The 22,549-nt window shown below is 57.9% G+C and carries 22 protein-coding genes; 7 read left to right on the top strand and 15 right to left on the bottom strand.

Annotated features, from left to right (window positions below; translation table 11 throughout):
* The first annotated feature begins 79 nt into the window (after positions 1-79).
* The gene (locus V7747_RS03240; RefSeq protein ID WP_335614622.1) at positions 80-604 is read left to right on the top strand and encodes a DUF2062 domain-containing protein; all 525 of its coding nucleotides are present in this window, start codon (positions 80-82) and stop codon (positions 602-604) included.
* On the opposite strand, the gene lolD is transcribed toward V7747_RS03240, so the two are convergent.
* The gene (gene lolD, locus V7747_RS03235; RefSeq protein ID WP_335614621.1) at positions 605-1,288 is read right to left on the bottom strand and encodes a lipoprotein-releasing ABC transporter ATP-binding protein LolD; all 684 of its coding nucleotides are present in this window, start codon (positions 1,286-1,288) and stop codon (positions 605-607) included.
* A complete protein-coding gene (locus tag V7747_RS03230) occupies positions 1,281-2,525 on the bottom strand; it encodes a lipoprotein-releasing ABC transporter permease subunit (protein WP_335614620.1) in 1,245 nt (414 codons plus the stop codon). Before V7747_RS03230 ends, lolD begins: the two co-directional genes overlap by 8 nt.
* A 110-nt stretch (positions 2,526-2,635) precedes the next feature.
* Between V7747_RS03230 and V7747_RS03225 the strand changes: the two genes are divergently transcribed.
* Genes V7747_RS03225 through V7747_RS03215 form a run of 3 tightly spaced genes read left to right on the top strand, consistent with a single transcriptional unit; the run spans position 2,636 to position 4,237 of the window.
* The gene (locus V7747_RS03225; RefSeq protein ID WP_335614619.1) at positions 2,636-3,211 is read left to right on the top strand and encodes a PilZ domain-containing protein; all 576 of its coding nucleotides are present in this window, start codon (positions 2,636-2,638) and stop codon (positions 3,209-3,211) included.
* Positions 3,208-3,504, top strand: coding sequence for a phosphodiesterase (locus V7747_RS03220; protein WP_335614618.1), 297 nt, complete (start codon positions 3,208-3,210; stop codon positions 3,502-3,504). Before V7747_RS03225 ends, V7747_RS03220 begins: the two co-directional genes overlap by 4 nt.
* Positions 3,505-3,508: 4 nt before the next feature.
* Entirely contained in the window at positions 3,509-4,237 is a 729-nt protein-coding gene (locus V7747_RS03215; protein WP_335614617.1) for a glycerophosphodiester phosphodiesterase, read from the top strand.
* Between the two features lie 19 nt (positions 4,238-4,256).
* Here V7747_RS03215 and sthA read toward each other — a convergent pair whose 3' ends face one another.
* From sthA to V7747_RS03170, 9 genes are all read right to left on the bottom strand, one after another.
* Positions 4,257-5,654 (bottom strand): Si-specific NAD(P)(+) transhydrogenase, encoded by a 1,398-nt coding sequence (gene sthA, locus V7747_RS03210; RefSeq protein WP_335614616.1) that lies wholly within the window; start codon positions 5,652-5,654, stop codon positions 4,257-4,259.
* A 200-nt stretch (positions 5,655-5,854) separates the two neighbouring features.
* Positions 5,855-6,097 (bottom strand): (Na+)-NQR maturation NqrM, encoded by a 243-nt coding sequence (gene nqrM / locus V7747_RS03205; protein ID WP_335614615.1) that lies wholly within the window; start codon positions 6,095-6,097, stop codon positions 5,855-5,857.
* A gap of 3 nt (positions 6,098-6,100) precedes the next feature.
* A complete protein-coding gene (locus tag V7747_RS03200) occupies positions 6,101-7,018 on the bottom strand; it encodes an FAD:protein FMN transferase (protein ID WP_335614614.1) in 918 nt (305 codons plus the stop codon).
* Between the two features lie 106 nt (positions 7,019-7,124).
* Positions 7,125-8,351 (bottom strand): NADH:ubiquinone reductase (Na(+)-transporting) subunit F, encoded by a 1,227-nt coding sequence (gene nqrF, locus V7747_RS03195; RefSeq protein ID WP_335614888.1) that lies wholly within the window; start codon positions 8,349-8,351, stop codon positions 7,125-7,127.
* Positions 8,352-8,364: 13 nt separating this feature from the next.
* A complete protein-coding gene (nqrE, locus tag V7747_RS03190; RefSeq protein WP_092288369.1) occupies positions 8,365-8,973 on the bottom strand; it encodes an NADH:ubiquinone reductase (Na(+)-transporting) subunit E in 609 nt (202 codons plus the stop codon).
* 6 nt (positions 8,974-8,979) lie between these two features.
* Positions 8,980-9,651 carry an NADH:ubiquinone reductase (Na(+)-transporting) subunit D gene (locus V7747_RS03185; RefSeq protein WP_442908949.1) on the bottom strand — a complete coding sequence of 224 codons (672 nt, stop codon included), beginning with the start codon at positions 9,649-9,651 and terminating at the stop codon, positions 8,980-8,982.
* A 2-nt stretch (positions 9,652-9,653) separates the two neighbouring features.
* Positions 9,654-10,433 carry a Na(+)-translocating NADH-quinone reductase subunit C gene (locus tag V7747_RS03180; RefSeq protein ID WP_335614613.1) on the bottom strand — a complete coding sequence of 260 codons (780 nt, stop codon included), beginning with the start codon at positions 10,431-10,433 and terminating at the stop codon, positions 9,654-9,656.
* Positions 10,423-11,637, bottom strand: coding sequence for an NADH:ubiquinone reductase (Na(+)-transporting) subunit B (locus V7747_RS03175; RefSeq protein WP_335614612.1), 1,215 nt, complete (start codon positions 11,635-11,637; stop codon positions 10,423-10,425). Before V7747_RS03175 ends, V7747_RS03180 begins: the two co-directional genes overlap by 11 nt.
* Before the next feature lie 3 nt (positions 11,638-11,640).
* Positions 11,641-12,978 carry a Na(+)-translocating NADH-quinone reductase subunit A gene (locus tag V7747_RS03170; RefSeq protein WP_335614611.1) on the bottom strand — a complete coding sequence of 446 codons (1,338 nt, stop codon included), beginning with the start codon at positions 12,976-12,978 and terminating at the stop codon, positions 11,641-11,643.
* A gap of 294 nt (positions 12,979-13,272) precedes the next feature.
* On the opposite strand from V7747_RS03170, the gene V7747_RS03165 reads away from it, so the two are divergent.
* Positions 13,273-13,833 carry a chalcone isomerase family protein gene (locus V7747_RS03165; RefSeq protein WP_335614610.1) on the top strand — a complete coding sequence of 187 codons (561 nt, stop codon included), beginning with the start codon at positions 13,273-13,275 and terminating at the stop codon, positions 13,831-13,833.
* A gap of 64 nt (positions 13,834-13,897) precedes the next feature.
* On the opposite strand, the gene V7747_RS03160 is transcribed toward V7747_RS03165, so the two are convergent.
* On the bottom strand, positions 13,898-15,337 hold the full coding sequence (locus tag V7747_RS03160) for a glyceraldehyde-3-phosphate dehydrogenase (RefSeq protein WP_335614609.1): 1,440 nt from the start codon (positions 15,335-15,337) through the stop codon (positions 13,898-13,900).
* A gap of 199 nt (positions 15,338-15,536) precedes the next feature.
* Between V7747_RS03160 and mfd the strand changes: the two genes are divergently transcribed.
* Complete coding sequence (gene mfd / locus V7747_RS03155) at positions 15,537-19,028, top strand: transcription-repair coupling factor (protein WP_335614608.1); 3,492 nt, start codon at positions 15,537-15,539, stop codon at positions 19,026-19,028.
* A complete protein-coding gene (locus tag V7747_RS03150; protein WP_335614607.1) occupies positions 19,025-19,591 on the top strand; it encodes a CsiV family protein in 567 nt (188 codons plus the stop codon). Before mfd ends, V7747_RS03150 begins: the two co-directional genes overlap by 4 nt.
* A 21-nt stretch (positions 19,592-19,612) precedes the next feature.
* Here V7747_RS03150 and V7747_RS03145 read toward each other — a convergent pair whose 3' ends face one another.
* Genes V7747_RS03145 through nagZ form a run of 3 tightly spaced genes read right to left on the bottom strand, consistent with a single transcriptional unit; the run spans position 19,613 to position 22,523 of the window.
* A complete protein-coding gene (locus V7747_RS03145) occupies positions 19,613-20,362 on the bottom strand; it encodes an S-methyl-5'-thioinosine phosphorylase (RefSeq protein WP_335614606.1) in 750 nt (249 codons plus the stop codon).
* Positions 20,359-21,540 (bottom strand): mechanosensitive ion channel family protein, encoded by a 1,182-nt coding sequence (locus tag V7747_RS03140; protein WP_335614605.1) that lies wholly within the window; start codon positions 21,538-21,540, stop codon positions 20,359-20,361. The genes V7747_RS03145 and V7747_RS03140 overlap by 4 nt, the downstream gene beginning before the upstream one ends.
* Complete coding sequence (nagZ, locus tag V7747_RS03135) at positions 21,537-22,523, bottom strand: beta-N-acetylhexosaminidase (RefSeq protein WP_335614887.1); 987 nt, start codon at positions 22,521-22,523, stop codon at positions 21,537-21,539. Before nagZ ends, V7747_RS03140 begins: the two co-directional genes overlap by 4 nt.
* Between the last annotated feature and the right edge of the window lie 26 nt (positions 22,524-22,549).

The following is a 22,549-nucleotide window of genomic DNA, read 5'->3' as shown; positions in this document are numbered from 1 at the left end:
CGACTATGCTGCCAGGCAGTAGTGCCCGTCTGACATTCCATGCATAATTGGCGCACGCCACAGTAGCCGAAACCCTGCGATGCCTCGCCGTCTATTCAAACGACTGATGCCCCATCCGGACCGAATCAAAGGCAGCAAATCCCTGCGCTTTATGGGCAACTTGCTACACGATCCGAATCTATGGCATCTCAACCGCCACAGCGTCGCACGGGCAATGGCGGTGGGTCTGTTCGTCGCACTCATACCCATCCCGCTGCAGATGCTGGTCGCCGCAGCAATTGCCGTACTGGCACGCTCCAACCTGCCGATTTCGGTTAGCCTGGTTTGGCTGACCAACCCGGTCACCATGCCCCCGATCTTCTACGCCCAGTACAAGGTAGGAACCCTACTGCTCGGCGCGCCTGAACGCGGCATGCCGATGGAACTCTCCATCAACTGGTTGATGGCTGAGCTGCACCACATCTGGCAACCACTGTTGCTAGGATCCTTACTGGTGGCCACGGTCACCGCCGCACTGGGCTACTGCCTGACCATGTTGTATTGGCGATGGTGGGTGTCGCGCAACTGGCAACGGCGCAAAATGCGAAACCGTCACCAGTCCTGATCACGGCTGTTCGCAGAGCTGCCCTTTTTTAAGCGTGAACACGCGATCCATCTGCGCAGCCAGAGCGAGGTCGTGGGTGACAACCAAAAAGGCGGTACGCAGCGTCTGGCTCAGTTCGAGCATCAGTTGCTGAATGCTCTCCGCGGTATGCTGGTCCAGATTGCCGGTGGGCTCATCCAGCAGCACGCAGGCCGGTTCATTGATCAAGGCTCGGGCAATGGCGACCCGCTGACGCTCGCCACCGGACAATTCCGCCGGTTTGTGGCCTACCCGCTCCGCCAGCCCGACCCGCTGCAGCATCGCTGTCGCGCGCTTGCGAGCTTCTGCTATCGGCGTTTTGCCTATCAGCAGAGGCATGCAGACATTCTCCAAAGCGCTGAACTCCGGCAATAAATGGTGAAACTGGTAGACAAAACCCAGATCAGCATTGCGCAATTTCCCGCGCTGGGTTTCCTGCATAGCCGATAACTGCTGACCGGCCAGCCAGACCTCGCCCTCAGAGGGGGTATCCAGCCCGCCTAGCATATTCAGCAAAGTAGTCTTGCCCGAGCCAGAGCTACCAACAATGGCAATCCGCTCGCCGCGATGCAGAGAAAAGTTAACTTGATCCAGCACGCGCAGACGTTGCGGACCAACCGCATACTCCTTGCTGAGGCTACGGCACTCGAGAACAACATCAGTCATAGCGCAGGGCCTCCGCCGGCTCGGTTCGCGATGCCCGCCAAGCGGGATACAGGGTGGCCAGGAAGCTCAGACTGAGCGCTGCACCGCAGATAATGAAAACGTCACTCCAGATCAGCTCCGACGGCAGATAACTGATGAAGTAGACATCCGAGCTGAGAAACTGAATGCCCAAAACGTGCTCAAGCCAGGCCACCATCTGCGATACGTTCAACGCCGCCAGCACACCCAGCACGCAACCACTGATGGTCCCGACTACACCGATGACCGAACCTTGGACCATGAAAATACCCATGATAGACGCCGGCGTTGCCCCGAGCGTCCGCAGAATGGCTATATCCGCCTTCTTGTCGGTCACTACCATGACCAGAGTAGAAATGATGTTGAAGGCGGCAACTGCCACAATCAGCATCAACAACAGACCGATCATGGTTTTCTCCATCTTGATCGCGGCAAACAGATTGCCGTGGGTACGCGTCCAGTCCTGCGCGTAGTAATCCCCGGGCAGCTCCTTGACCAGCTCCCAGGCCACCTTCGGCGCCTCGAACAGGTTATCCAGCTTGATACGCACGCCTTGTACCTGACCCGGCTGCCAGCGGTTAAGTCTGCCGGCGTCAGCTACATTGATCATCGCCAGCGAGCTATCCAACTCGGCACCGACCTTGAATACGCCCGCTACGGTAAAACGTTTGAGGCGCGGAAAAACACCCGCGGGGGTCACCGAGGCCTCGGGCAATACGAAGGTAAGCTTGTCGCCCACCTCCACGTTGAAGCGCTTGGCGATCAACTCACCAATAATGATGCCGAACTCGCCCTCAACCAAATTATCCAGCGAGCCGCTTTGCATGTGGTTTTCGATAATTGAAACAGTCTTCTCGGCAGACGGCTCAACCCCGGTGACCAGCACCGGCGCCACGCTACCGTCGTGGGTCAGCATCCCCTGCAACTGAATGAAGGGCGCCGTCGCCACCACCTTGGGATTGGCAATCAATTGGTCCGACAAGCCCTGCCAATCGCCAATAGGCTGATAGCCGTTGATGGTGGCGTGCGGCACCATTCCCAGGATGCGTGTGCGCAATTCACGGTCAAACCCGTTCATTACCGACAGCACGAGGATCATCACCATCACACCCAGCGTGAGGCCGAGCATAGAAATAAGAGAAATAAAGGAAATAAAGTGGTTACGACGCTTGGCACGCGTATAACGCAGCCCGATAAAGAACGGTAAGGGTCTGAACATGAAAAGCAGGTTACCTTATTAGCCGGGCTAAGCCGGTGAATTTTGAGCGACATGTTACACTGAACAGCAGCATTTGGTCAGCGCTGCAAAGGCGCCACACGAGATACGACATGCAAACAGACAATGATGACAAGCGGGAGTTCTTTCGCATTCAGGATCAGATCGCGCTGGACGTCAAGCCCATTGACGGACCCGATGCCGACCTTGGTAGCCAACATGGCCCGTTGTTTGACCTGCTGACCGACATGCACATGCTCGACTATGAGTCGCAACACTTGTTACGGCAGATTTCCGAGCGCGATCGCGCCCTCGCTCAGTACCTCAAAATCATCAACAAGCGTATCGACCTGCTGGGTAAAACCCTAGCCGTTGAGCTATCTGGTGATTTTGGCGAGCCAGTCCGGGTCACCATAAGCGAGGGCGGCATGTCGTTTGAGTCGGACACTGCCTACCCCAACGACACCTGGTTGGCTGTACGCCTGATTCTGCTACCTGCACCATTAGGACTGGCGCTTCCCGGCAGAGTGGTGCGCTGCGACCCCACCGATACTGCAAACCGCTGGACGCTCGGCGTAAACTTTGATGTGCTGACCGACGCCCAGCGCCAACTACTTGCCCGGCATATACTGCAAAAACAGGCACAGGATATACGTGCCGCAAAATCGACTGAAAGGACCTCGACATGAAACCGCTACTAAACGCTCTCTTTCTCGCCAGCACCCTGCTGGCTGCCAGCCCACTACACGCTGACACGCTAAGCATACCGGTTGGCGAACAGAGCAGCAGCCAGGCGACCGCCCTACCCCAACGCGGCGCCAGCTTCGACGCCGTGCTGCGCGGCTGGGGTGAACCAAGTAAACGGCATGCAGCAGTGGGCCAGCCGCCAATAACCCGTTGGGACTATAACGGCTTCAGCGTGTATTTCGAGTACAGCCACGTGATCGACAGCGTGCGTCAACACACACCCAAGGCGCCTTGATTCAATGCCGTTGATTTATGGTCACCGCGGCGCCCGGGGCGAAGCCCCGGAAAATACGTTAGCCAGCTTTCAGAAAGCGCTGGACGCTGGCGTCACCCGGGTAGAGCTGGACCTGCATCTGTCCGCAGACCAGCAACTAATGGTCATTCACGACCCCGCACTCAAGCGCACCACGGGAAGGCGCGGCAAGGTTGCCCAGCATAGCGCTGCGGAACTGATGCAACTGGATGCCAGACTTGGCCTGGCCGGCTGGCCAGAGCCCTGCCCGGTCCCCAGTCTTGAGCAGCTGTTCAGCCAGTTTCCCGAGTTCGAACACTACCAGCTGGAAGTAAAAAGCGGTTCTGAGCGCCAGTCGCGCGTTGTGCTCAAGGCAGTCCAGCAACTGGTGGACAGCTTTCAGCTACACCACAAGGTGGTGGTGACCTCCAGCAGCCGCACCCTGCTCAAATACGCCAGAAAGTCAGGCTTCTCGCTGCCAACCGGGTTGGTTGAGGAGTACGGCCTGCTCGACCCGATAAAGGCAGCGCAGCGCTACGGCTGCGAGTATCTGATACTTAACTGGAAGTTGTGCAGCGCGCAGCGCCTGCGCCAGGCGCAGGCGGCGGGGCTGCACGTCTCGGTATGGACAGTAAACGAGCCCGAACGCCTGCAACGACTGGCGGACATGGGCGTGGACAGCCTGATTACTGACTACCCTCTGCGCGCAATGCAGCTGCTGAAGCGCAGCGCCTGAGCTGCGCATTGCTCCCGCGTCAAAATAACCGGTTCAAGCCGTCCAGCGCGGCTACCCGGTAGGCTTCCGCCATGGTGGGGTAATTGAAGGTCGTGTTTACGAAGTAGTTGATACTGTTGGCTTCGCCCTGCTGGTTCATGATGGCCTGGCCGATGTGCACAATTTCCGAAGCCTGGTCGCCGAAACAGTGGATGCCCAACACTTCTAGCGACTCGCGATGAAAAAGTATTTTCAGCATACCTACTGGCTCGCCACTTATCTGTGCGCGCGCCATGTTCTTGAAAAAGGCCTGGCCGATTTCATAGGGCACCTTTTCGTTGGTCAACTCCTGCTCGGTCTTGCCCAGCGAGCTGATCTCGGGAATGGTGTAGATACCGGTGGGGACATCATCCACGAAACGCCAGGCGTCGTTACTGACGATATTGCCTGCTGCCGAACGCCCCTGATCGAAGGCTGCACTGGCCAGACTCGGCCAACCAATAACATCCCCCACCGCGTAAATATTGGGTACCGCAGTTCGGTAGTTCTCGTCCACACTGAGCTGGCCACGGCCGTTCGGATGCAGCCCAATATTCTCCAGCCCCAGGCCATCGGTATTGCCGGTACGACCATTACACCACAGCAGCGCATCGGCCTTGAGCCGCTTGCCGGACTTGAGGTGTAACACGACGCCACGATTATCCGTGCCCTCGATCTTCTCGTACTCTTCGTTGTGGCGGATAAGCACGCTGTTATTGCGTAGGTGATAGCTCAGTGCATCGGAGATCTCGTCATCCAGGAAACTGAGTAGCCGCTCGCGGTTGTCAATAAGGTCAACCTTCACCCCCAGACCACAGAAGATCGAAGCATACTCACAGCCAATGACGCCGGCACCGTAGATAATCAACGTACGCGGCGTGTGGTTGAGGCGCAAAATAGTGTCACTGTCGTAGATACGCGGATGGCCAAAATTGACGTCAGATGGGCGGTAAGGCCTTGACCCGGTCGCGACGATAATTTCCTTGGCTATCAGCTTTTCCACCACACCGGTGTTGTTCACCAGCTCGATGGTGTGCTCATCGGCGAAGCTGCCCTTGCCGAAAAAGACATCCACACGATTACGTGCGTAGTAACTGGTGCGCGAAGCCACCTGCTTGGCCATCACCTTTTCCGCGCTTTTCAATACGTCCGGAAAGGGAAACCAACGCGGATCGCCAATCGCGCGGAACATGGGGTTAGTGTTGAACTGAATGATCTGCTTGACCGAATAGCGTAGCGCCTTCGACGGGATCGTCCCCAGATGGGTGCAATTACCGCCTACTTCCTTTCGCTCTTCCACCACGGCTACCTTGCGGCCGTGCTTGGCGGCGTTCATCGCTGCGCCTTCACCTGCCGGGCCAGACCCCAGCACCACTACATCGTAGTTGTATACGGCCATTCAGTAGTTCCTTGTATCGCAGATAAGACAGGAGATATCAGATAGCAAACCGGTGCAGACAACCCACTAGAGCATCAGGCACAAGCATCAGGATGAGATACCAGATGCGGGGATTCCCTCGACCACGCAGACAACACTACTACCCTCGGTTAGCAGCGCTGCTACAGCGCCACCAACCTAAGACGTTTACCGAGGGTCTGCTAGTCGACTTTGGTGGCGTCGCGGGCCAGCTTGAACTCTTCACTGCGTGGGGTTACCCCTGCGTTGGCAGTTGCTTCCTCACATTTGGCGGTATCGCCACCACAAATGCCGCACGCCTTGTCCAAGCCAGTCGCACCTATACCACCGCAGGAGCCCGCTATCGGCTTTCGCCCCATCATTACGCCGACCGCCATACCGGCAACTATCAGCAGCATCAGGGGAAATACCAGAAGCCAAACCATGGTTTACTCCTCGCTCTGAGCCAGAGCATTGAATGGCGGGGTTCCCTTGGAAACAAAGGCCTCCCCGTCGCGAATAACAAAAAAGGCAGGGATCTCATGCGCTATCGCGTAATCCCAACCGCGATCCTCACCCATTATCATCAATAACGTGGAGAGCGCATCAGCCTCGGCCGCAGTTTCATCCAGCACCGTAACAGCCGCAAGCTTGTGCATAACCGGGTGGCCTGAGCGGGCGTCAAAGGTGTGCGAAAAGCGCTGCCCGTCGACCTCGTAATAATTACGGTAGTCGCCGGAGGTAGAGACGCTCTCACCATCGAGCGCGAGAATCATCTGTGCCACGCGCTCGTCATCACGCGGCTCTTCGATAGCAATTCGCCAAGGCCGATTACCCGGTTTGCGGCCAGCAGCCTTGAGCTCTCCCGTCATCTCCACCATATAGTTTGTGACGCCATAGCTCGCCAACCGTTCCACCACACGGTCGATCATATAGCCAGCCGCCAGGCTGCTGAGATCCAGCGACAGCGCGACATCCTTGCACAGCTGACCATCCTCACGGATATGCAGGTGCTGCTGCCCTACGTTTAGCATCGTGGCCTTCAGTTGCTCAGGGTGCGGGGCCTGATGCTCTTCACCGCCGTGAAAGCCCCACAGCTTCAGCAAGGGCGCAACGGTGATATCAAAAGAGCCATCACTGTCTGCATACAGCTGATCCGTTAGGCGCACCATATCGGTCACCGACTGAGGCATGGGCATGCACGTGCCGGCTGCGGCCTGGTTGAAGTAAGCAAGATCTGAGTCACTGCGCCAGTTGGAGACCTCCTTGTCGAAGCGCGCGAGCATATTCTCAATATCCTGCTGCAGCGCCTCCGGTTCTGGCGAGTGTTCGGAAGGAACCCACTTAATGGAATAGGTACTGCCCATGGCAGCGCCGTACATTTCCGCTACCGGGTCTACAGAATTGAAACAGCCCGTTAGGGCTGTTGCCAAAGCAACAGCAATAACGGGCTGGCAGAAGCGCAAGGACATCTTAACCGCCAAAATCATCGAGCAGAATATTCTCAGGTTCTACCCCCAAGTCCTGCAGCATCTTGATGACTGATGCGTTCATCATCGGCGGGCCGCACATATAAAACTCGCAGTCCTCCGGCGCCGGGTGGTCCTTCAAGTAGTTTTCCAGCAAGACATTATGGATAAAGCCGGTGGGGCCTTCCCAGTTGTCCTCCGGTAGCGGATCGGACAGTGCCAGATGCCACTCGAAGTTATCGTTTTCCTCGGCCAGCTTGTCGTACTCATCAACGTAGAAAGCTTCACGCAACGAGCGCGCACCATACCAGAAGGTAATTTTGCGCGAGGAGTTCAGACGCTTGAGCTGATCAAAGATGTGCGAGCGCATTGGCGCCATCCCGGCACCGCCACCGATAAACACCATCTCCGCATCGGTATCCTTGGCAAAGAACTCACCAAAGGGACCGTACACAGTGACCTTGTCACCAGGCTTAAGGCTGAAGACCCAAGAAGACATCTGACCTGGTGGCAGATCATCACGACCCGGCGGCGGCGAGGCCACGCGGATGTTGAACTTCACCAGTCCACGCTCTTCCGGATAATTGGCCATCGAATAAGCGCGGATCACGGTTTCGTCGACCTTTGAGACATAGCGCCACAGATCGAACTTGTCCCAGTCGCCCCGAAACTCGGGCTGAATATCGAAATCCTTGTAGGCAACGGTGTGCGGCGGGCACTCCAGCTGCACATAGCCACCAGCGCGGAAATCAACGTTCTCGCCTTCCGGCAGCTTGAGTGTCAACTCCTTGATGAAGGTCGCCACGTTGGGATTGGACTCAACGGTACACTCCCACTTCTTGACGCCAAACACCTCTTCGGGCACTTCGATCTTCATGTCCTGCTTGACCGGCGTCTGGCAGGACAAGCGCCAGCCCTCTTTGGCCTCACGCTTGGTGAAATGCGACTCTTCAGTCGGCAGCATCTCGCCACCGCCGCTTTCCACAATGCACTTGCACTGCGCGCAGGTGCCACCGCCACCGCAGGCGGAGGAGAGGAAAATGCCATTGGCCGATAGAGTGTTCAGCAGCTTGGAACCGGCAGCAACCGTCACAGTACGCTCACCATTGATTTCAATGGTGACGTCGCCACTGCTGACCAGTTTCGAACGGGCGATCAGAATGATGGCAACCAGCGACAATACGATGGCTGTAAACATCCCGACGCCCAGAAAAATTTCCATGTTCATCAGTTACAGCTCCTCTTTACAGTTGCACGCCGGAAAAGGACATGAACCCCAGGGACATCAGACCCACAGTGATGAAGGTGATACCCAGGCCACGCAAGCCATCGGGTACATCGCTGTACTTCAGCTTTTCACGGATCCCAGCCAGCGCGATGATGGCCAGCGCCCAGCCGATACCCGCGCCAGCGCCATAGACCACACTCTCACCAAAGGCGTAGTCACGCTCTACCATGAACAGTGAGGCGCCCATGATGGCGCAGTTCACCGTAATCAGCGGCAGGAAGACACCCAGTGCGTTGTAGAGCGCAGGCACGAATTTGTCGAGCAGCATTTCCAGGATTTGCACAATGGCTGCGATCACACCGATGTAACTCAACAGACCCAGGAAACTCAGGTCCACATTCGGCAGACCGGCCCAGGCCAGCGCACCGTCTTTCAGCAGATAGGTGTAGATCAGGTTGTTAGCCGGAGTAGTGATGGCCAGAACGACAACCACTGCCACCCCCAAGCCGATGGCGGTCTCTACCTTCTTGGAAATAGCGATGAACGTACACATCCCCAAAAAGAAGGCAAGTGCCATGTTCTCAACAAAGATCGCCCGTACCAGCAGGCTTATGTAATGTTCAATCATGGCTTACATAGCCTCCTTCATAGCGCGAGTCTGAGGCGCCATCTTGAATTCCGGCGCTTCAACTTGATCGGTCTTCCAGGAGCGCAGGCCCCAGATGATCAGGCCGATAATGAAGAATGCAGACGGTGGCAACAGCAACAAGCCGTTCGGCTGATACCAGCCACCGGCGTTGACCACCGGCAGAATCTCGATACCGAACAAGCTGCCAGCACCCAACAATTCGCGCACAGTCGCAACGCAGATCAGAATGAAGCTGTAACCCAGACCATTGCCGATACCATCCAGAAAGCTCATGTGTGGCGGGTTCTGCATGGCGAAAGCTTCTGCACGCCCCATCACAATACAGTTGGTGATGATCAGACCAACAAACACCGACAGCTGCTTGCTGATGCTGTAGGCGTAGGCCTTGAGCACTTGATCGACCACGATTACCAAGGAGGCGATGATCACCATCTGCACGATCATACGGATCGAGCTGGGGATCTGGTTGCGCACTACCGAGATAAACAGGTTTGACAGCGCGGTAACCGAGGTCAGTGCAATACACATAACCAAGGTGACATTCAGGCTAGTGGTTACCGCCAGCGCAGAGCAGATACCGAGAATCTGCAGCGCGATGGGGTTGTTGCTGAAAATAGGATCGAAGAGCACCTGCTTGGCGCTTTGCTTAGCCATGATTATGCCTCCCCTGCACGAAGATGATCGAGGAACTCGCCAAAGCCGTCTTTACCCAGCCAGAAACGCACCAGGTTTTCCACGCCCCGACTGGTCAGGGTCGCACCGGCCAGTGCATCTACCTGATGCTCAGCATTCGGACTGTTGCTGTCTACGCCACCCTTGATGACGCTGATATCAACGTCACCGGACTCGTCGTAGACCACCTTGCCGGTCCACTGCTTCTTCCAGTTCGGATTATCTACCTCACCACCCAGACCGGGAGTCTCGGCATGTTGATAGAAGCCCAAACCCACCACGGTTTTCAGATCGCTTTCCAGCGCCATGAAACCGTACAGGGTGGACCACAGGCCATAGCCATGAATCGGCAGAATCAGCGTTTCGATCTCGCCTTGCTCGTCCTCTACCACGTACACCGTAGAGTAATACGCCTGGCGACGAATGCTGGCGATATCGGCTTGCGGATCCATGCGCGCGGAGGTCGCTGGATCCTTGGCGGCTTTTTGCTGATCGTAGGTCAGCGGGTCTTTCGCATCGCTGAACTCACCGGTGCGCAGATCCACCAAGCGCGGCGTGATCTGCTTGAACTGCTCCTGCACGCTTACGCCTTCTTTATAAAGACCAGCGATCTGCAGAATGTTGCGCTGTTTGTCCTGCAGCTGGTTGGTTACCTGAACCGGCTTGAGTGCAACTGCAGCGGCAGAAACCACTACAGAGCAAACCAGACAGACCAGGAGCGCAACCGTCAGCGTGCGGACAACGGATTCTTTCTTACTGGACATTGCGAGCAAGCCTCCGTTTGATGTTGGCCTGAACCACAAAGTGGTCGATGAGCGGTGCGAACAGGTTGGCGAACAGGATCGCCAGCATCATGCCTTCGGGGAAAGCCGGGTTGACCACACGAATGAGGATCACCATCAAACCGATCAGTGCACCAAAAATCCATTTACCGGTATTGGTCATGGAGGCAGACACCGGGTCAGTCGCCATGAAGATCATGCCGAAAGCAAAGCCGCCCACGACCATGTGCCAGTACCAGGGCACCGAGAACATCGGGTTGGTGTCTGACCCAATAGTGTTGAACAACACACTGGTGGCGATCATGCCGAGCATCACGCCAGCCACGATGCGCCAATTGGCAATCTTGGTCAGCAGCAGAACCGCGCCACCGATGAAAATGGCGAGCGTAGAGACCTCGCCCATCGAGCCCTGGATGTTGCCGTAGAAGGCATCCCACCAGGTGATGCCCTGGGCAACCACTTGTTCAATGCCACCGGAAGCCGCCATGCTCAACGCTGTAGCGCCGGCAAAGCCGTCCACCGCCGTCCAGACTGCGTCACCCGACATCTGCGCCGGATAGGCGAAGAACAGGAATGCGCGGCCGGTCAGTGCCGGGTTGAGGAAATTCTTGCCGGTACCGCCAAAGACTTCCTTGCCGATCACCACGCCAAAGCTGATACCCAACGCAACCTGCCATAGCGGAATGCTCGGCGGCACGATCAGGGCAAACAGAATCGAGGTGACGAAGAAACCTTCGTTTACTTCATGCTTGCGGATGGAAGCAAAAATCACTTCCCAGAAACCGCCAACCAGGAAGGTCACGGCGTACACCGGCAGGAAGTAGGCAGCACCATGAATCAGGTTGTCCCACAGGCTGTCGGGGTTGAAGCCGGCGAACAGTGAGATCAGCGCGATACGCCAGTTATCCTGGGCTGCCAGCAGGTCTGCATTACCTGCATAGATGCTGTTGGCCTGATAACCGATGTTGTACATACCGTAGAAAATAACCGGGAAGGTACAAAGCCATACGGTAATCATCATGCGCTTGAGGTCGAGACCATCACGCACGTGGGCGGTAGTTTTGGTGACACTGCCCGGGCGATAGAAGAAGGTATCAACGGCTTCGTAGAGGGCATACCACTTTTCGTGCTTGCCGCCCTTCTCGAAGTTGTGTTCGATCTTGTCGAGGAATGCGCGTACACCCATGACTTAACCCTCCTTCTCAATGCGAGTCAGGTTATCCCGCAGAATCGGGCCGTATTCGTACTTGCCAGCACAGACATAGCTGCACAACGCCAGATCCTCTTCATCCAGCTCCAGACAACCCAGCTTCTGAGCCATCTCGGTGTCACCCACGATCAGGTAACGCAGCAGCTGTGTCGGCAGGATGTCCAGCGGCATGACCATTTCATAGTTGCCCACCGGAACCATGGCGCGCGGGCTGCCGTTGGTGCTGGTGTCAAAATTGAACAGTCGCGAAGGCGCCAACTTGGAAATAAAGATATTCAGTACCGAGTGCTTATTCTTGCCTGCACGCAAGTAGTGCAGCAGCTGGCGCTCGTCACCTTCTTTCAGTACCGACACCTGAGAGTGGAAACGCCCCAGATAGGCCACCGGACCACGCGCCATGCGGCCACCAAAAACAGAACCGGAGATCACCCGATTATTCGCCGGGGCCAGTTCCCCCGCGGTGAGTTCTTCCAGGTTGGCGCCCAGACGGGTTTTCAGCAGGCGCGGCTTTTCAACTTGCGGGCCAGCGAGTGCCACGTAGCGATCAGTCCAGATCTTGCCTTGGGTAAACAGCACACCCACTGCGATGACGTCCTGGTAGTTGATCTGCCACACCGTCTTGCTTTCATTGACAGGGTCAAGGTTGTGGATATGCGTTCCTGCCAGACCAGCGGGATGCGGACCGGCAAATTCCTCGGCATTCACACCAGTGACCGACTCACCAGGCAGGCTCACACCTTCAGCCTTGCACAGCCAAACCTTCGCCAGGCGCGCGAGCACCTTGAGGCCATTCTCGAAATCGGCAGCGTGTTGCTTGATGATGACAGCCGGATCGGCCGCTAGCGGATTGGTATCGATCGCGGTAACAAAAATGGAGCTGGGCTTGCCGTCGACCGCTGGCGTTTTACTGAACGGCCGCGTGCGCAGAGCTGTCCACAAACCGGAGTTGATCAGCTGATCACGTACCGCCTGCGGGTCCAGCGCGGTAAGCTGCTCTGCAGAATGGGCGTCGAAGGGAACTTCGTCATCACCGTCAATCTCGATAACAACAGATTGCAGCACACGCTTCTCGCCACGATTGATAGCACTGACGATACCGGCAGCGGGCGAAGTAAAGATGACCCCAGGCGTTTTTTTATCACTGAACAGGAGCTGACCCAGCTTGACCCGGTCCCCCTCGCGCACCTCCATAGTGGGCTTCATACCATGGTAATCGAAGCCTACTACAGCGACACTGCGTACCTGACGGGCGTCATCGATACGCTGCTCGGGTGAGCCGGTGATTGGCAGATCCAAGCCCCGTTTGATTTTTATCATACGAATAGCCTAATCACTAGTTTGGAATCTTTAAGGGCGGGCTGCTGGTGCGGAGCACAACAAGCTCTGGCGGAATGGCTCTTGGCAACAGACACGGAATCAGGGCGAGGCAGCCACAAACCCCCATCAAAAATCCCGCTAAGTATAAGGTTCCTGCCCAACCAATGCTACTCAGCCCCTTGGTTTTTTCCGGTTTTTAATCGACCACATTGATGAAATCTATGGCGCTGAAAGCCGCGCCATTGCAGCCATTGGCGTACACTGAAACACTGCATTACCAAAGCGGAGATAATCATGCGTGCCCCCTACCTGCTGCTTGCCAGCCTGTTACTGACCAACACCGGCCAAGCCAGTACCGAGCGCTTCGAGCAGGCCAGCTTTGCCGACAGCATCACCGTGCAAAACAGTAACCAAGTATTGCAACAGCGTAGTCGCTATCTGCTTGAGTATCTTTTCGTCGATGTCTACAGCGCCGCGCTTTACGCAGACGAGAACAGCCAATTAGCTTCGCTGCTGACCAGCAATGATCCGTTACGGCTCGAACTGTACTACTACCGATCGATCAAACGCGGCGACGTAATCAAGGCCGCCTGGACTGCCTTGAACCGTCAGTACGACGCAACGACCCTGGCCGAGCTCAAACCAAAAGTGGATCGCCTGCATGCCACCTTCACGGACATTCAAGCCGGCGACCGCTACAGCCTCACTCGCCTGGACGACGGCGCCCTGGTACTGCAACTCAACGGCGCAACCGTTTTCACCAGCAATGACCAGCAACTGGCCGACGCCTATCTGGGCATCTGGTTGCGGGCAAACGGCCTGTCAGACGACCTACGTAACGCGCTGTTGAACTGAGCAAGGCAAATCACAGGCAACAAAAAAGGCGCCTAAGCGCCTTTTTTGTTGCAGCAACTGCTAATCAGGCCGGGAAAGCCGGCGGATTAACGTGCGCCATGTCTTCCAGAATACGCACAACCTGGCAGCTGTAGCCGAACTCGTTGTCGTACCAGACGTACAAAATCACGCGATTGTCATTGCAGATAGTGGCTTCGGCATCCACCACGCCGGCGTGACGTGAACCAACGAAGTCCGAGGACACCACCTCTACCGAGTTGGTGAAGTCGATCTGCTTGTGCAGGTCAGAGTGCAGCGCCATGTGGCGGAGGTACTCGTTTACTTCGTCACGATCGGTCGACTTTTCCAGGTTCAGGTTGAGAATGGCCATGGAAACGTTGGGCGTCGGCACCCGGATAGCGTTACCGCTCAGTTTGCCAGCCAGCTCCGGCAGTGCCTTGGCAACCGCTTTGGCCGCACCGGTTTCAGTGATAACCATGTTCAGCGCCGCACTACGGCCACGACGATTACCCTTATGGAAGTTATCGATCAGGTTCTGGTCGTTGGTGTACGAGTGCACGGTTTCAACGTGACCGTTGACGATGCCGTACTTGTCGTTAATCGCCTTGAGCACCGGCACGATGGCATTGGTGGTACAGGACGCCGCGGAAATGATCTTGTCTTCCGGGGTAATGGCAGCGTGGTTGATACCATGCACGATATTCTTCAGGTCGCCCTTGCCCGGTGCCGTCAGTACTACCTGTGCTGCACCCTTGCATTGCAGGTGCTGGGACAGGCCAGCCTCATCACGCCAGACGCCGGTGTTGTCAACAATGATGGCGTCGTTGATGCCGTAGCTGGTGTAGTCGATGCTGGTCGGGTCGCTGGCGTAGATAACCTGAATCAGGTTGCCGTTGGCCGTCAGCGTGTTGTTCTCTTCATCAACGGTAATGGTGCCTTGAAAGGAGCCATGTACAGAGTCGCGACGCAACAGGCTGGCGCGCTTGGCCAGGTCGTTAGCAGCACCCTTGCGCACCACGATAGCGCGCAGACGCAGGCCATCGCCGGCACCGGACTTTTCGATCATGATGCGTGCCAGCAGGCGGCCGATACGACCAAAACCATACAGGACCACGTCACGACCCTGACGACGCTCACCAGTGTGACCAATGACACTGCTCAGCTCGTCGCGTAGGAAAGCGTCCAAATCGTCGTTACCGCTCTCGCGGAATTTGTTAACCAGGCGAGCCAGATCGATGGACGCCGGGCCCAGATCCAGATCCAGCAGGGCTTTGATAACCGGGAAGGTGTCGTGTACCGACAGTTCGGTGTCGTCGATCTGACGAGCAAACCGATGTGACTTCAACAAACTGATTACCGAGCGATTGACCAGGCCACGACCATAAATGGACGTCACCACGTTGTGCTCACGGTACAGACGACCGATCAGAGGAATCATGGCTTCGGCGGTCGCTTCACGATCCGTCCAGCTTTCCAGACACTGCTCGAATTGGGCTTGAGTCACGGCTTTACCTTCCAAGTCTTGATAACTAAAGGGCGCATATTATGCTGTCAGCAGCCCGCCGAGGCAATGTCCTGTCCAAAAACAGCCCAAGATTGCCCCACGAGCAGGCTGACGGCGTTACACTTAGCCCCCTCTGGAACGGGCCGAATCGCGAGTGACGATGCGGCGCCAAGCTACGCGACCACTAAGAGCCTACTGCATGCCTGTAAACACCACCCTGCTATCGCCCCCCGCCACCCAAGGCCCTGGCTCCAAGGCTCACTGGGCCGGATTGCACGGCGCAGCACGGGCACTGGCCATCGCAGAGGCCGCCTCACAGCATCGCGGCTTGAGCCTGGTCATCAGCACTGACACCTCCGCCGCTGACAACCTGGAGCAGGAGCTGCGCTTCTTCTCACCGGCGCTACCGGTGCTCAGCTTCCCCGACTGGGAAACCCTGCCCTACGACCGCTTCTCGCCGCACCAGGACATCATCTCGCAGCGCCTGCGCACCCTGTTTCAGCTACCCCAGGTCGAACAGGGCATCCTCGTGGTACCCATGACCACCTTGCTGCACCGCTTGCCGCCACGCAGCTTTCTCGGGGGCTCGGTATTAATGCTGGAGCTGGGCCAGCGTCTGGACATCGAGCAGATGCGCCTGAACCTGGACGCCGCTGGCTATCGCTGCGTAGACACCGTGTATGAGCACGGCGACTACGCTGTACGCGGCGCCCTGCTCGACCTCTACCCCATGGGCAGCAAGCTGCCCTATCGCATTGATTTGTTTGACGATGAAATCGAAACCCTGCGCACCTTCGACCCGGAGAACCAGCGCTCGATCGACAAGGTGGAGCGAATCCACCTGCTGCCGGCCAAGGAGTTCCCACTCGACAAATCGGCGCTGACCGGCTTTCGGGCCCGCTTCCGCGAGCGCTTCGAGGTGGACCATCGCCGCTGCCCGCTCTACCAAGATCTGACCGAAGGCCTGGTACCACCAGGCATCGAATATTATCTACCCCTGTTTTTTGAAGAACTGGGCAGCCTGTTTGACTACCTGCCGCAGAACACGCAACTGTTTACCCTGCCGGGCGTTGAGGCCAGTGCCGAGCATTTCTGGAACGACGTTCGCAACCGTCATCTCGAACAGGGGGTAGACCCAACACGCCCGCTGCTGCCGCCAGCCGAGCTCTTCCTGCCGGTGGAAGAGTGCTTCGCCCGCATCAAGGCCTTTGCCCGCACCATCTGCCATCAGGCCGAACTGGCCGCCGGCGAGCGCGGTACCGACCTTGGCTGCCTGCCACCACCCGAGCTGCCCATCGACAACAAGCTCGACAACCCGTTACAGGCGCTGCAACGCTTTTTGCAGGGGCACGACGGCCGCACCCTGTTTGTCGCCGAAACCGCAGGGCGGCGGGAGGCACTGATCGAGCTGCTGGCACGCATTGATCAGCGCCCCCAGCAAGTCGACAGCTGGCTTGACTTTGTCAACGGCGAGCATTCGCTGGCCATGACCATCGCCCCACTGGATCAGGGCCTGCTTACCCGTTCGCCGGCGGTGGCGGTCATCGCCGAGAGCCAGCTGTTTGGCCAGCGCGTGATGCAGCGCCGCCGCCGCGGCAAGGCCACGGATATGGGTGACGCCATTATCCGCAACCTGACCGAGCTGCGCGAAGGTGCGCCCGTGGTGCATATTGACCACGGGGTGGGCCGCTACCTGGGCCTGACCAACCTCACGGTCGAGGACCAGCAGACTGAATTCCTGATGCTGGAATACGCCGACGATGCCAAGCTCTACGTGCCGGTGGCCAATCTGCACCTGATCGCCCGCTATTCTGGCTCGGAAGATGAAAATGCACCGCTGCATCGCCTCGGCTCCGAAACCTGGCAGAAAGCCAAGCGCAAGGCCGCCGAAAAGGTACGCGATGTGGCTGCGGAGCTGCTCGATGTGTACGCGCGCCGAGCCGCCCGCGCGGGCTTCAGTTTCAGTGCACCGGAGCGCGACTACCAAAGCTTTGCCGACGACTTCCCGTTCGAAGAAACGGCCGATCAGGAAGCCGCTATAAGCGCAGTACTGCAGGATATGACCAACCCGCAGCCAATGGATCGGCTGGTCTGCGGTGACGTGGGCTTTGGCAAGACCGAAGTCGCCATGCGTGCGGCCTTCCTGGCGGTGCACAGCGGCAAGCAGGTGGCGGTACTGGTACCCACCACCCTGCTCGCCCAACAGCACTACAACAGCTTCAAGGATCGCTTCGCCAACTGGCCGGTGAAGGTCGAGGTGATGTCTCGTTTCAAATCCGCCAAGGAGGTCAAGGCCGCCGTTGGCGAGTTGGCCGAAGGCAAGGTCGACATCATGATCGGCACCCACAAGCTGCTGCAGGAGGACGTCAAGTTTCAGGACCTGGGCTTGGTCATCATCGATGAGGAACATCGCTTTGGCGTACGCCAGAAGGAGCAGCTGAAAACCCTGCGCAGTGAAGTAGACGTGCTGACACTCACCGCCACGCCCATTCCGCGCACCCTGAACATGTCGTTTTCGGGCATGCGCGACCTGTCGATCATCGCTACCCCGCCGGCACGACGACTGTCGGTCAAGACCTTCGTCATGACCCAGCAGAAACCGGTCCTCAAGGAAGCCATATTGCGCGAGCTGCTGCGCGGTGGGCAGGTGTACTACCTGCACAACGAAGTGCAGACCATCGAGAAATGTGCCGCCGACCTGGCCGAGTTGATTCCCGAGGCGCGCATTGCCGTCAGCCACGGTCAGATGCCCGAGCGCGCGTTGGAGCAGGTGATGCGCGACTTCTACCATCGCCGCTTCAATATCCTGGTGACGACCACCATTATTGAAACCGGTATCGACGTGCCCAGCGCCAACACCATCATCATCGAGCGCGCCGACAAGTTCGGTCTGGCCCAGCTGCACCAGTTGCGCGGTCGAGTGGGCCGCAGCCATCACCAAGCCTACGCCTACCTGCTTACACCGGAGGGCAAGAAGGTCACCCGCGATGCAGAGAAGCGCCTGGAGGCGATAGCCATGGCACAGGATCTGGGCGCCGGTTTCACTCTGGCCACCCACGATCTGGAAATCCGCGGCGCCGGCGAGCTGCTGGGCGATGGCCAGAGCGGCCAGATCCAGGCAGTCGGCTTTACTCTGTACATGGAAATGCTGGAGCGCGCGGTAAAGGCCATCAAGCAGGGCAAGCAACCTGAGCTGGACCAGCCACTCGGTGGCGGCCCGGACATCAACCTGCGTCTGGCAGCACTGATTCCGGATGACTACCTGCCGGACGTGCACGCCCGCCTGATTCTATACAAGCGTATTGCCAATGCGACCGACGATGAGACACTGAAAGACCTGCAGGTCGAAATGATTGACCGCTTTGGCCTGCTGCCGGAACAGGTGAAAACGCTGTTCCGCGTCACCGCACTCAAACTGCGTTGCGAGCCACTCGGCATCACCAAGGTGGATGTCGGCGCCGAGCACGGACGTATCGAATTCGGCGCGCAAACCGAGATCGACCCCATGGTGCTGGTGCGCATGATTCAGGATAATCCGCAGCGTTATCGCCTTGAAGGCGCGACTGTATTCCGCTTCAATGCGCCCATGGGCGGCGTAGAGCTGCGCCTCAACACTGTAGAAGCATTACTCGACCGACTGGCGCAAGCGCCACAGGAAACACCCCCGAAAGGCAAAGGAAAACGCCCATGAAGCATTTGTGCAAGAAGCTCGGCCTGGCCCTGCTGGTCTCACTCGTCAGCACACTCGCCCTGGCGCAGTCAGCCGATGAATATCTGGTAGAGGTAGTCTTTTTCGGACAGCCGAATTCCCCTCTGGTGGTGGGTACGCCGCCGGATCTCGACTGGGCCGACAACGCCATCAAGCTGGATGAAACCACGCGCAGTGACGTGCGCGCGATCGATCCAACACGCTTCCGACTGGATCCGGATGTACGCAAGCTTGAGCAAAAGGGTTATCAAATCTACCTACACCAGGCCTGGTCCCAGCCGCTGGACAACAACCTGGACATCGCGCTGAGCAAGGGTCAGGCCGATAATGGCATTTTCCCGGTGCAAGGCCTGGTCAATCTCAGCCAGGACAAACTGATGGAAATCGCCGTGTCATTCTGGCGCAACCGCACGGCGAACGAGGTACAGATGAGTGGCGCCTCGGTCATCTCCGAACACCTGCACCAGAAGCGCGCTTTGCGCCTGAACGAAACCCATTATCTGGATCATCAGAGCTTGGGCATGCTGGTTCGCGTCAGCCGCTAAGCGCGGCTTGCCGCACCGGCGTCACACCGACGCCGGTTCGGCAATCAACTCACCCAACACCTGCTTTACCTGCTGCATGCCCTGAGCAATCACGGATTCGATGCCAGCCATGGTAATCACCTCGGTCGACTTGCCGGCTGCCGGGTTCACTACCAACGCCAGACAGGCGTAGGGCAGCTCCAGCTCGCGAGCCAGGGCGGCTTCGGGCATACCGGTCATACCCACCAGATCCGCCCCATCGCGCTCCAGGCGCACAATCTCTGCGGCAGACTCCAACCGCGGCCCCTGGGTAGCAGCGTACACACCGCCCTGCAGATAACTGAGCCCGCGTGCCTGCAACAGCCCGCCCAGACGCGCGCTGAGGGCCGCATCGTAGGGCCAGGAAAAATCAACGTGCACCACATGCTCCAGATCATCTTCAAAGAAACTGGAGGAGCGCCCCCAGGTGTAATCGATGATCTGATCAGGTACACAGAAGCTACCGGTAGTCAGCTGCGGATGAATCCCGCCCACCGCGTTGACCGCCACTATCTGCTGCACACCCGCCGCCTGTAGTGCCCAGAGGTTAGCGCGGTAATTGACTCGGTGCGGAGGAATGCGGTGCGGCTTGCCGTGGCGCGCCAGGAAGATCACCTCCTCGCGGCCCATGCGCCCGTGCACCAACGGCGCTGAGGGTCTACCAAAGGGGGTTTCGGGCCAGTCCTCGCCAAGTAACTCAAGCCCTTCCAGTTCGGTCAGGCCGGTACCACCGATAATTCCCCAGGTACTCATACATCGCTTCCCTCTGATACGTGCCTTGGCTCTTTCGACGATTTGACACCGTCCTGCTGCTCGCCCTGCTGCGCCTCAGCGCGCAGAGCGAGCGGATCAGGCAAATGCAGGGTCGAGGTCGGGAAGGCAACCTGCGCCTCATGCTCTTCGATGATGGCCAGGATTTTCAGCAGCACATCCTCTTTCACACGGTGATACTCCGCCCAAACCGGGGTAGTGAAGCAGTAAATAAAGAAATCTACCGAGGACGGCGCACAGCGGTCGAAGAAAACCATTTGCGTCTGGTCCTGATCGATATCCTCGTGCCCTTTGAGCATTTCACGCACCTTCTGCACGATCGGCTCCATATGCCCGATATCCGCGTAGCGGATTCCTATGTGCTCATATATGCGGCGATGCGTCATGCGCGATGGGTTCTGCACCACGATATTGTTGAAGATCGCATTGGGTACATAGAGCGGGCGCTTGTCGAAGGTGCGAATGCGCGACAAGCGCCAGCCGATGTGCTCAACCGTACCTTCAATATCGCGATCCGGCGAACGCACCCAGTCGCCCACAGCGAACGGCCTGTCGAGGTAAATCATCAGCCCGCCAAAGAAGTTGGCCAGCAGATCCTTGGCCGCAAAGCCGACCGCGATGCCACCGATACCACCGAAAGCCAGCACGCCTGAAACGCTGTATCCCAGGGTTTGCAGTACCACCAATGCAGCGGTAATGATGACCGAAGCGCGCAACAGCTTGCCAATCGCACTGACGGTAGTTTGGTCTACCGGCTTCTCACGGTAGCGGGGATCTACCAACCGCTTCTCGATCTGCTTCATCAGCCGCAGGATGAACCAGCACAACAGCACGATGAGCAGAATGCGCTGAATCTGGTCCAGCACATCAGCCAAGCCTTCATCCATCTGATTAGCGGTGATCCGCGCCGCCCACATCAACCCCATGGACCAGATTAGTACCCACGCTGGACGCCGCGCCGCATAGACCAGGGCATCGTCCCACATGTTGTGGGTGCGCTCGGCACGACGCTCGAGATGATCAAGAACGCGCTTGACCACGTAAGCCGCCACCAAAGCAGAGAGCACCACCGCGAAAACCTGGTATATCCAAGCCTCACCAATCAGCGGCATTTGTTCCAGATTAAGCTGTGCAGTCAAATCATCAATCGTTTCAATCAAACCAGGTCCAACTCCCTGAGTAGTGTGTAATGCATGCGCCACTCGGGGCGCGCTTTGTAATCCATCGGCACGCTAGCACGAGCGAGCATGCCCGACACGCCAGCAGACGGCTGCAGCTGCAGCTGCTGTGCGTGCACCAGCCCCTGCTCTGCTGCCGCCCGGTCGTTGCAGATCAGCAACATATCGCACCCGGCTGCCACGGCAGCATCGATCCGCTCGGGAATGCCGCCCACGACATGGGCGCCCGCCATACTCAAGTCATCACTGAAAATGACGCCCGAAAATTTGAGCTCTTCGCGTAATACCTGCTGCAACCAGTAACGCGAGAATCCGGCTGGCATGGAATCAACCTGCGAATACACCACGTGCGCCGGCATAATGCCGCCTAGCTGCCCCGCCAAGAGCGCGAACGGCTTCATATCTAGCGTACGAATCTGCTCCTCGCTGCGCTCATCGACCGGCAGCGCAAAGTGCGAATCGGCTTCGGCCCAGCCATGCCCCGGAAAGTGTTTGCCCGTCGCCGCCATCCCCGCCTGGGTCAAGCCATCAATGTAGGCGCTGGCAAGAAAGCTCACGCATTCAGGGTCACCACCCAACGAGCGGTTACCGATAACACCACTGCGTCCGTGATCCAGATCCAGCACCGGCGCGAAGCTGATGTCCACACCGCAGGCGAGCATTTCGGTCGCCATCAGCCAGCCAGCCGCACGTGCTGCTGCGCCCGCGTGTTCGCCGCCCTTGCGCGCCACATCGGCCAACGCCGGCAAACGCTGCACGCCGCGGCGCAAACGCTGCACACGGCCGCCCTCCTGATCTATTGCGATCAGCATATCGGGGCGCACTGCGCGGATAGAGCGCACCAGCTGGCGAACCTGCTCCGGTGACTCGGTATTGCGAGCAAACAGAATCATGCCGCCCACTTCCGGCTGGCGCAGCAGATCGCGGTCCTCCGCCTCAAGCCAAAGGCCTGGCAAATCCAGCATCAATGAAGCTTGTTTCAAACAAAAGT

Origin of the sequence: Halopseudomonas sp., assembly GCF_036960865.1 — a bacterium.
In the GTDB taxonomy this organism is placed as follows: Bacteria; Pseudomonadota; Gammaproteobacteria; order Pseudomonadales; family Pseudomonadaceae; genus Halopseudomonas.
This window is presented reverse-complemented; position numbering and strand designations above follow the sequence as displayed.

Excerpts from the sequence above, each read along its gene's own strand:
- V7747_RS03220 (WP_335614618.1), top strand. The coding sequence starts at position 3,208 with ATGAAACCGCTACTAAACGCTCTCTTTCTCGCCAGCACCCTGCTGGCT.
- V7747_RS03150 (WP_335614607.1), top strand. The coding sequence starts at position 19,025 with ATGAAGCATTTGTGCAAGAAGCTCGGCCTGGCCCTGCTGGTCTCACTC.
- V7747_RS03180 (WP_335614613.1), bottom strand. The coding sequence starts at position 10,433 with ATGTCCAGTAAGAAAGAATCCGTTGTCCGCACGCTGACGGTTGCGCTC.
- V7747_RS03145 (WP_335614606.1), bottom strand. The coding sequence starts at position 20,362 with ATGAGTACCTGGGGAATTATCGGTGGTACCGGCCTGACCGAACTGGAA.
- V7747_RS03225 (WP_335614619.1), top strand. The coding sequence starts at position 2,636 with ATGCAAACAGACAATGATGACAAGCGGGAGTTCTTTCGCATTCAGGAT.
- nagZ (WP_335614887.1), bottom strand. The coding sequence starts at position 22,523 with ATGCTGGATTTGCCAGGCCTTTGGCTTGAGGCGGAGGACCGCGATCTG.
- mfd (WP_335614608.1), top strand. The coding sequence starts at position 15,537 with ATGCCTGTAAACACCACCCTGCTATCGCCCCCCGCCACCCAAGGCCCT.
- V7747_RS03230 (WP_335614620.1), bottom strand. The coding sequence starts at position 2,525 with ATGTTCAGACCCTTACCGTTCTTTATCGGGCTGCGTTATACGCGTGCC.
- V7747_RS03175 (WP_335614612.1), bottom strand. The coding sequence starts at position 11,637 with ATGGGTGTACGCGCATTCCTCGACAAGATCGAACACAACTTCGAGAAG.
- V7747_RS03215 (WP_335614617.1), top strand. The coding sequence starts at position 3,509 with ATGCCGTTGATTTATGGTCACCGCGGCGCCCGGGGCGAAGCCCCGGAA.
- nqrM (WP_335614615.1), bottom strand. The coding sequence starts at position 6,097 with ATGGTTTGGCTTCTGGTATTTCCCCTGATGCTGCTGATAGTTGCCGGT.
- sthA (WP_335614616.1), bottom strand. The coding sequence starts at position 5,654 with ATGGCCGTATACAACTACGATGTAGTGGTGCTGGGGTCTGGCCCGGCA.
- V7747_RS03185 (WP_442908949.1), bottom strand. The coding sequence starts at position 9,651 with ATGGCTAAGCAAAGCGCCAAGCAGGTGCTCTTCGATCCTATTTTCAGC.
- V7747_RS03165 (WP_335614610.1), top strand. The coding sequence starts at position 13,273 with ATGCGTGCCCCCTACCTGCTGCTTGCCAGCCTGTTACTGACCAACACC.
- lolD (WP_335614621.1), bottom strand. The coding sequence starts at position 1,288 with ATGACTGATGTTGTTCTCGAGTGCCGTAGCCTCAGCAAGGAGTATGCG.
- V7747_RS03200 (WP_335614614.1), bottom strand. The coding sequence starts at position 7,018 with ATGGGCAGTACCTATTCCATTAAGTGGGTTCCTTCCGAACACTCGCCA.
- V7747_RS03170 (WP_335614611.1), bottom strand. The coding sequence starts at position 12,978 with ATGATAAAAATCAAACGGGGCTTGGATCTGCCAATCACCGGCTCACCC.
- V7747_RS03240 (WP_335614622.1), top strand. The coding sequence starts at position 80 with ATGCCTCGCCGTCTATTCAAACGACTGATGCCCCATCCGGACCGAATC.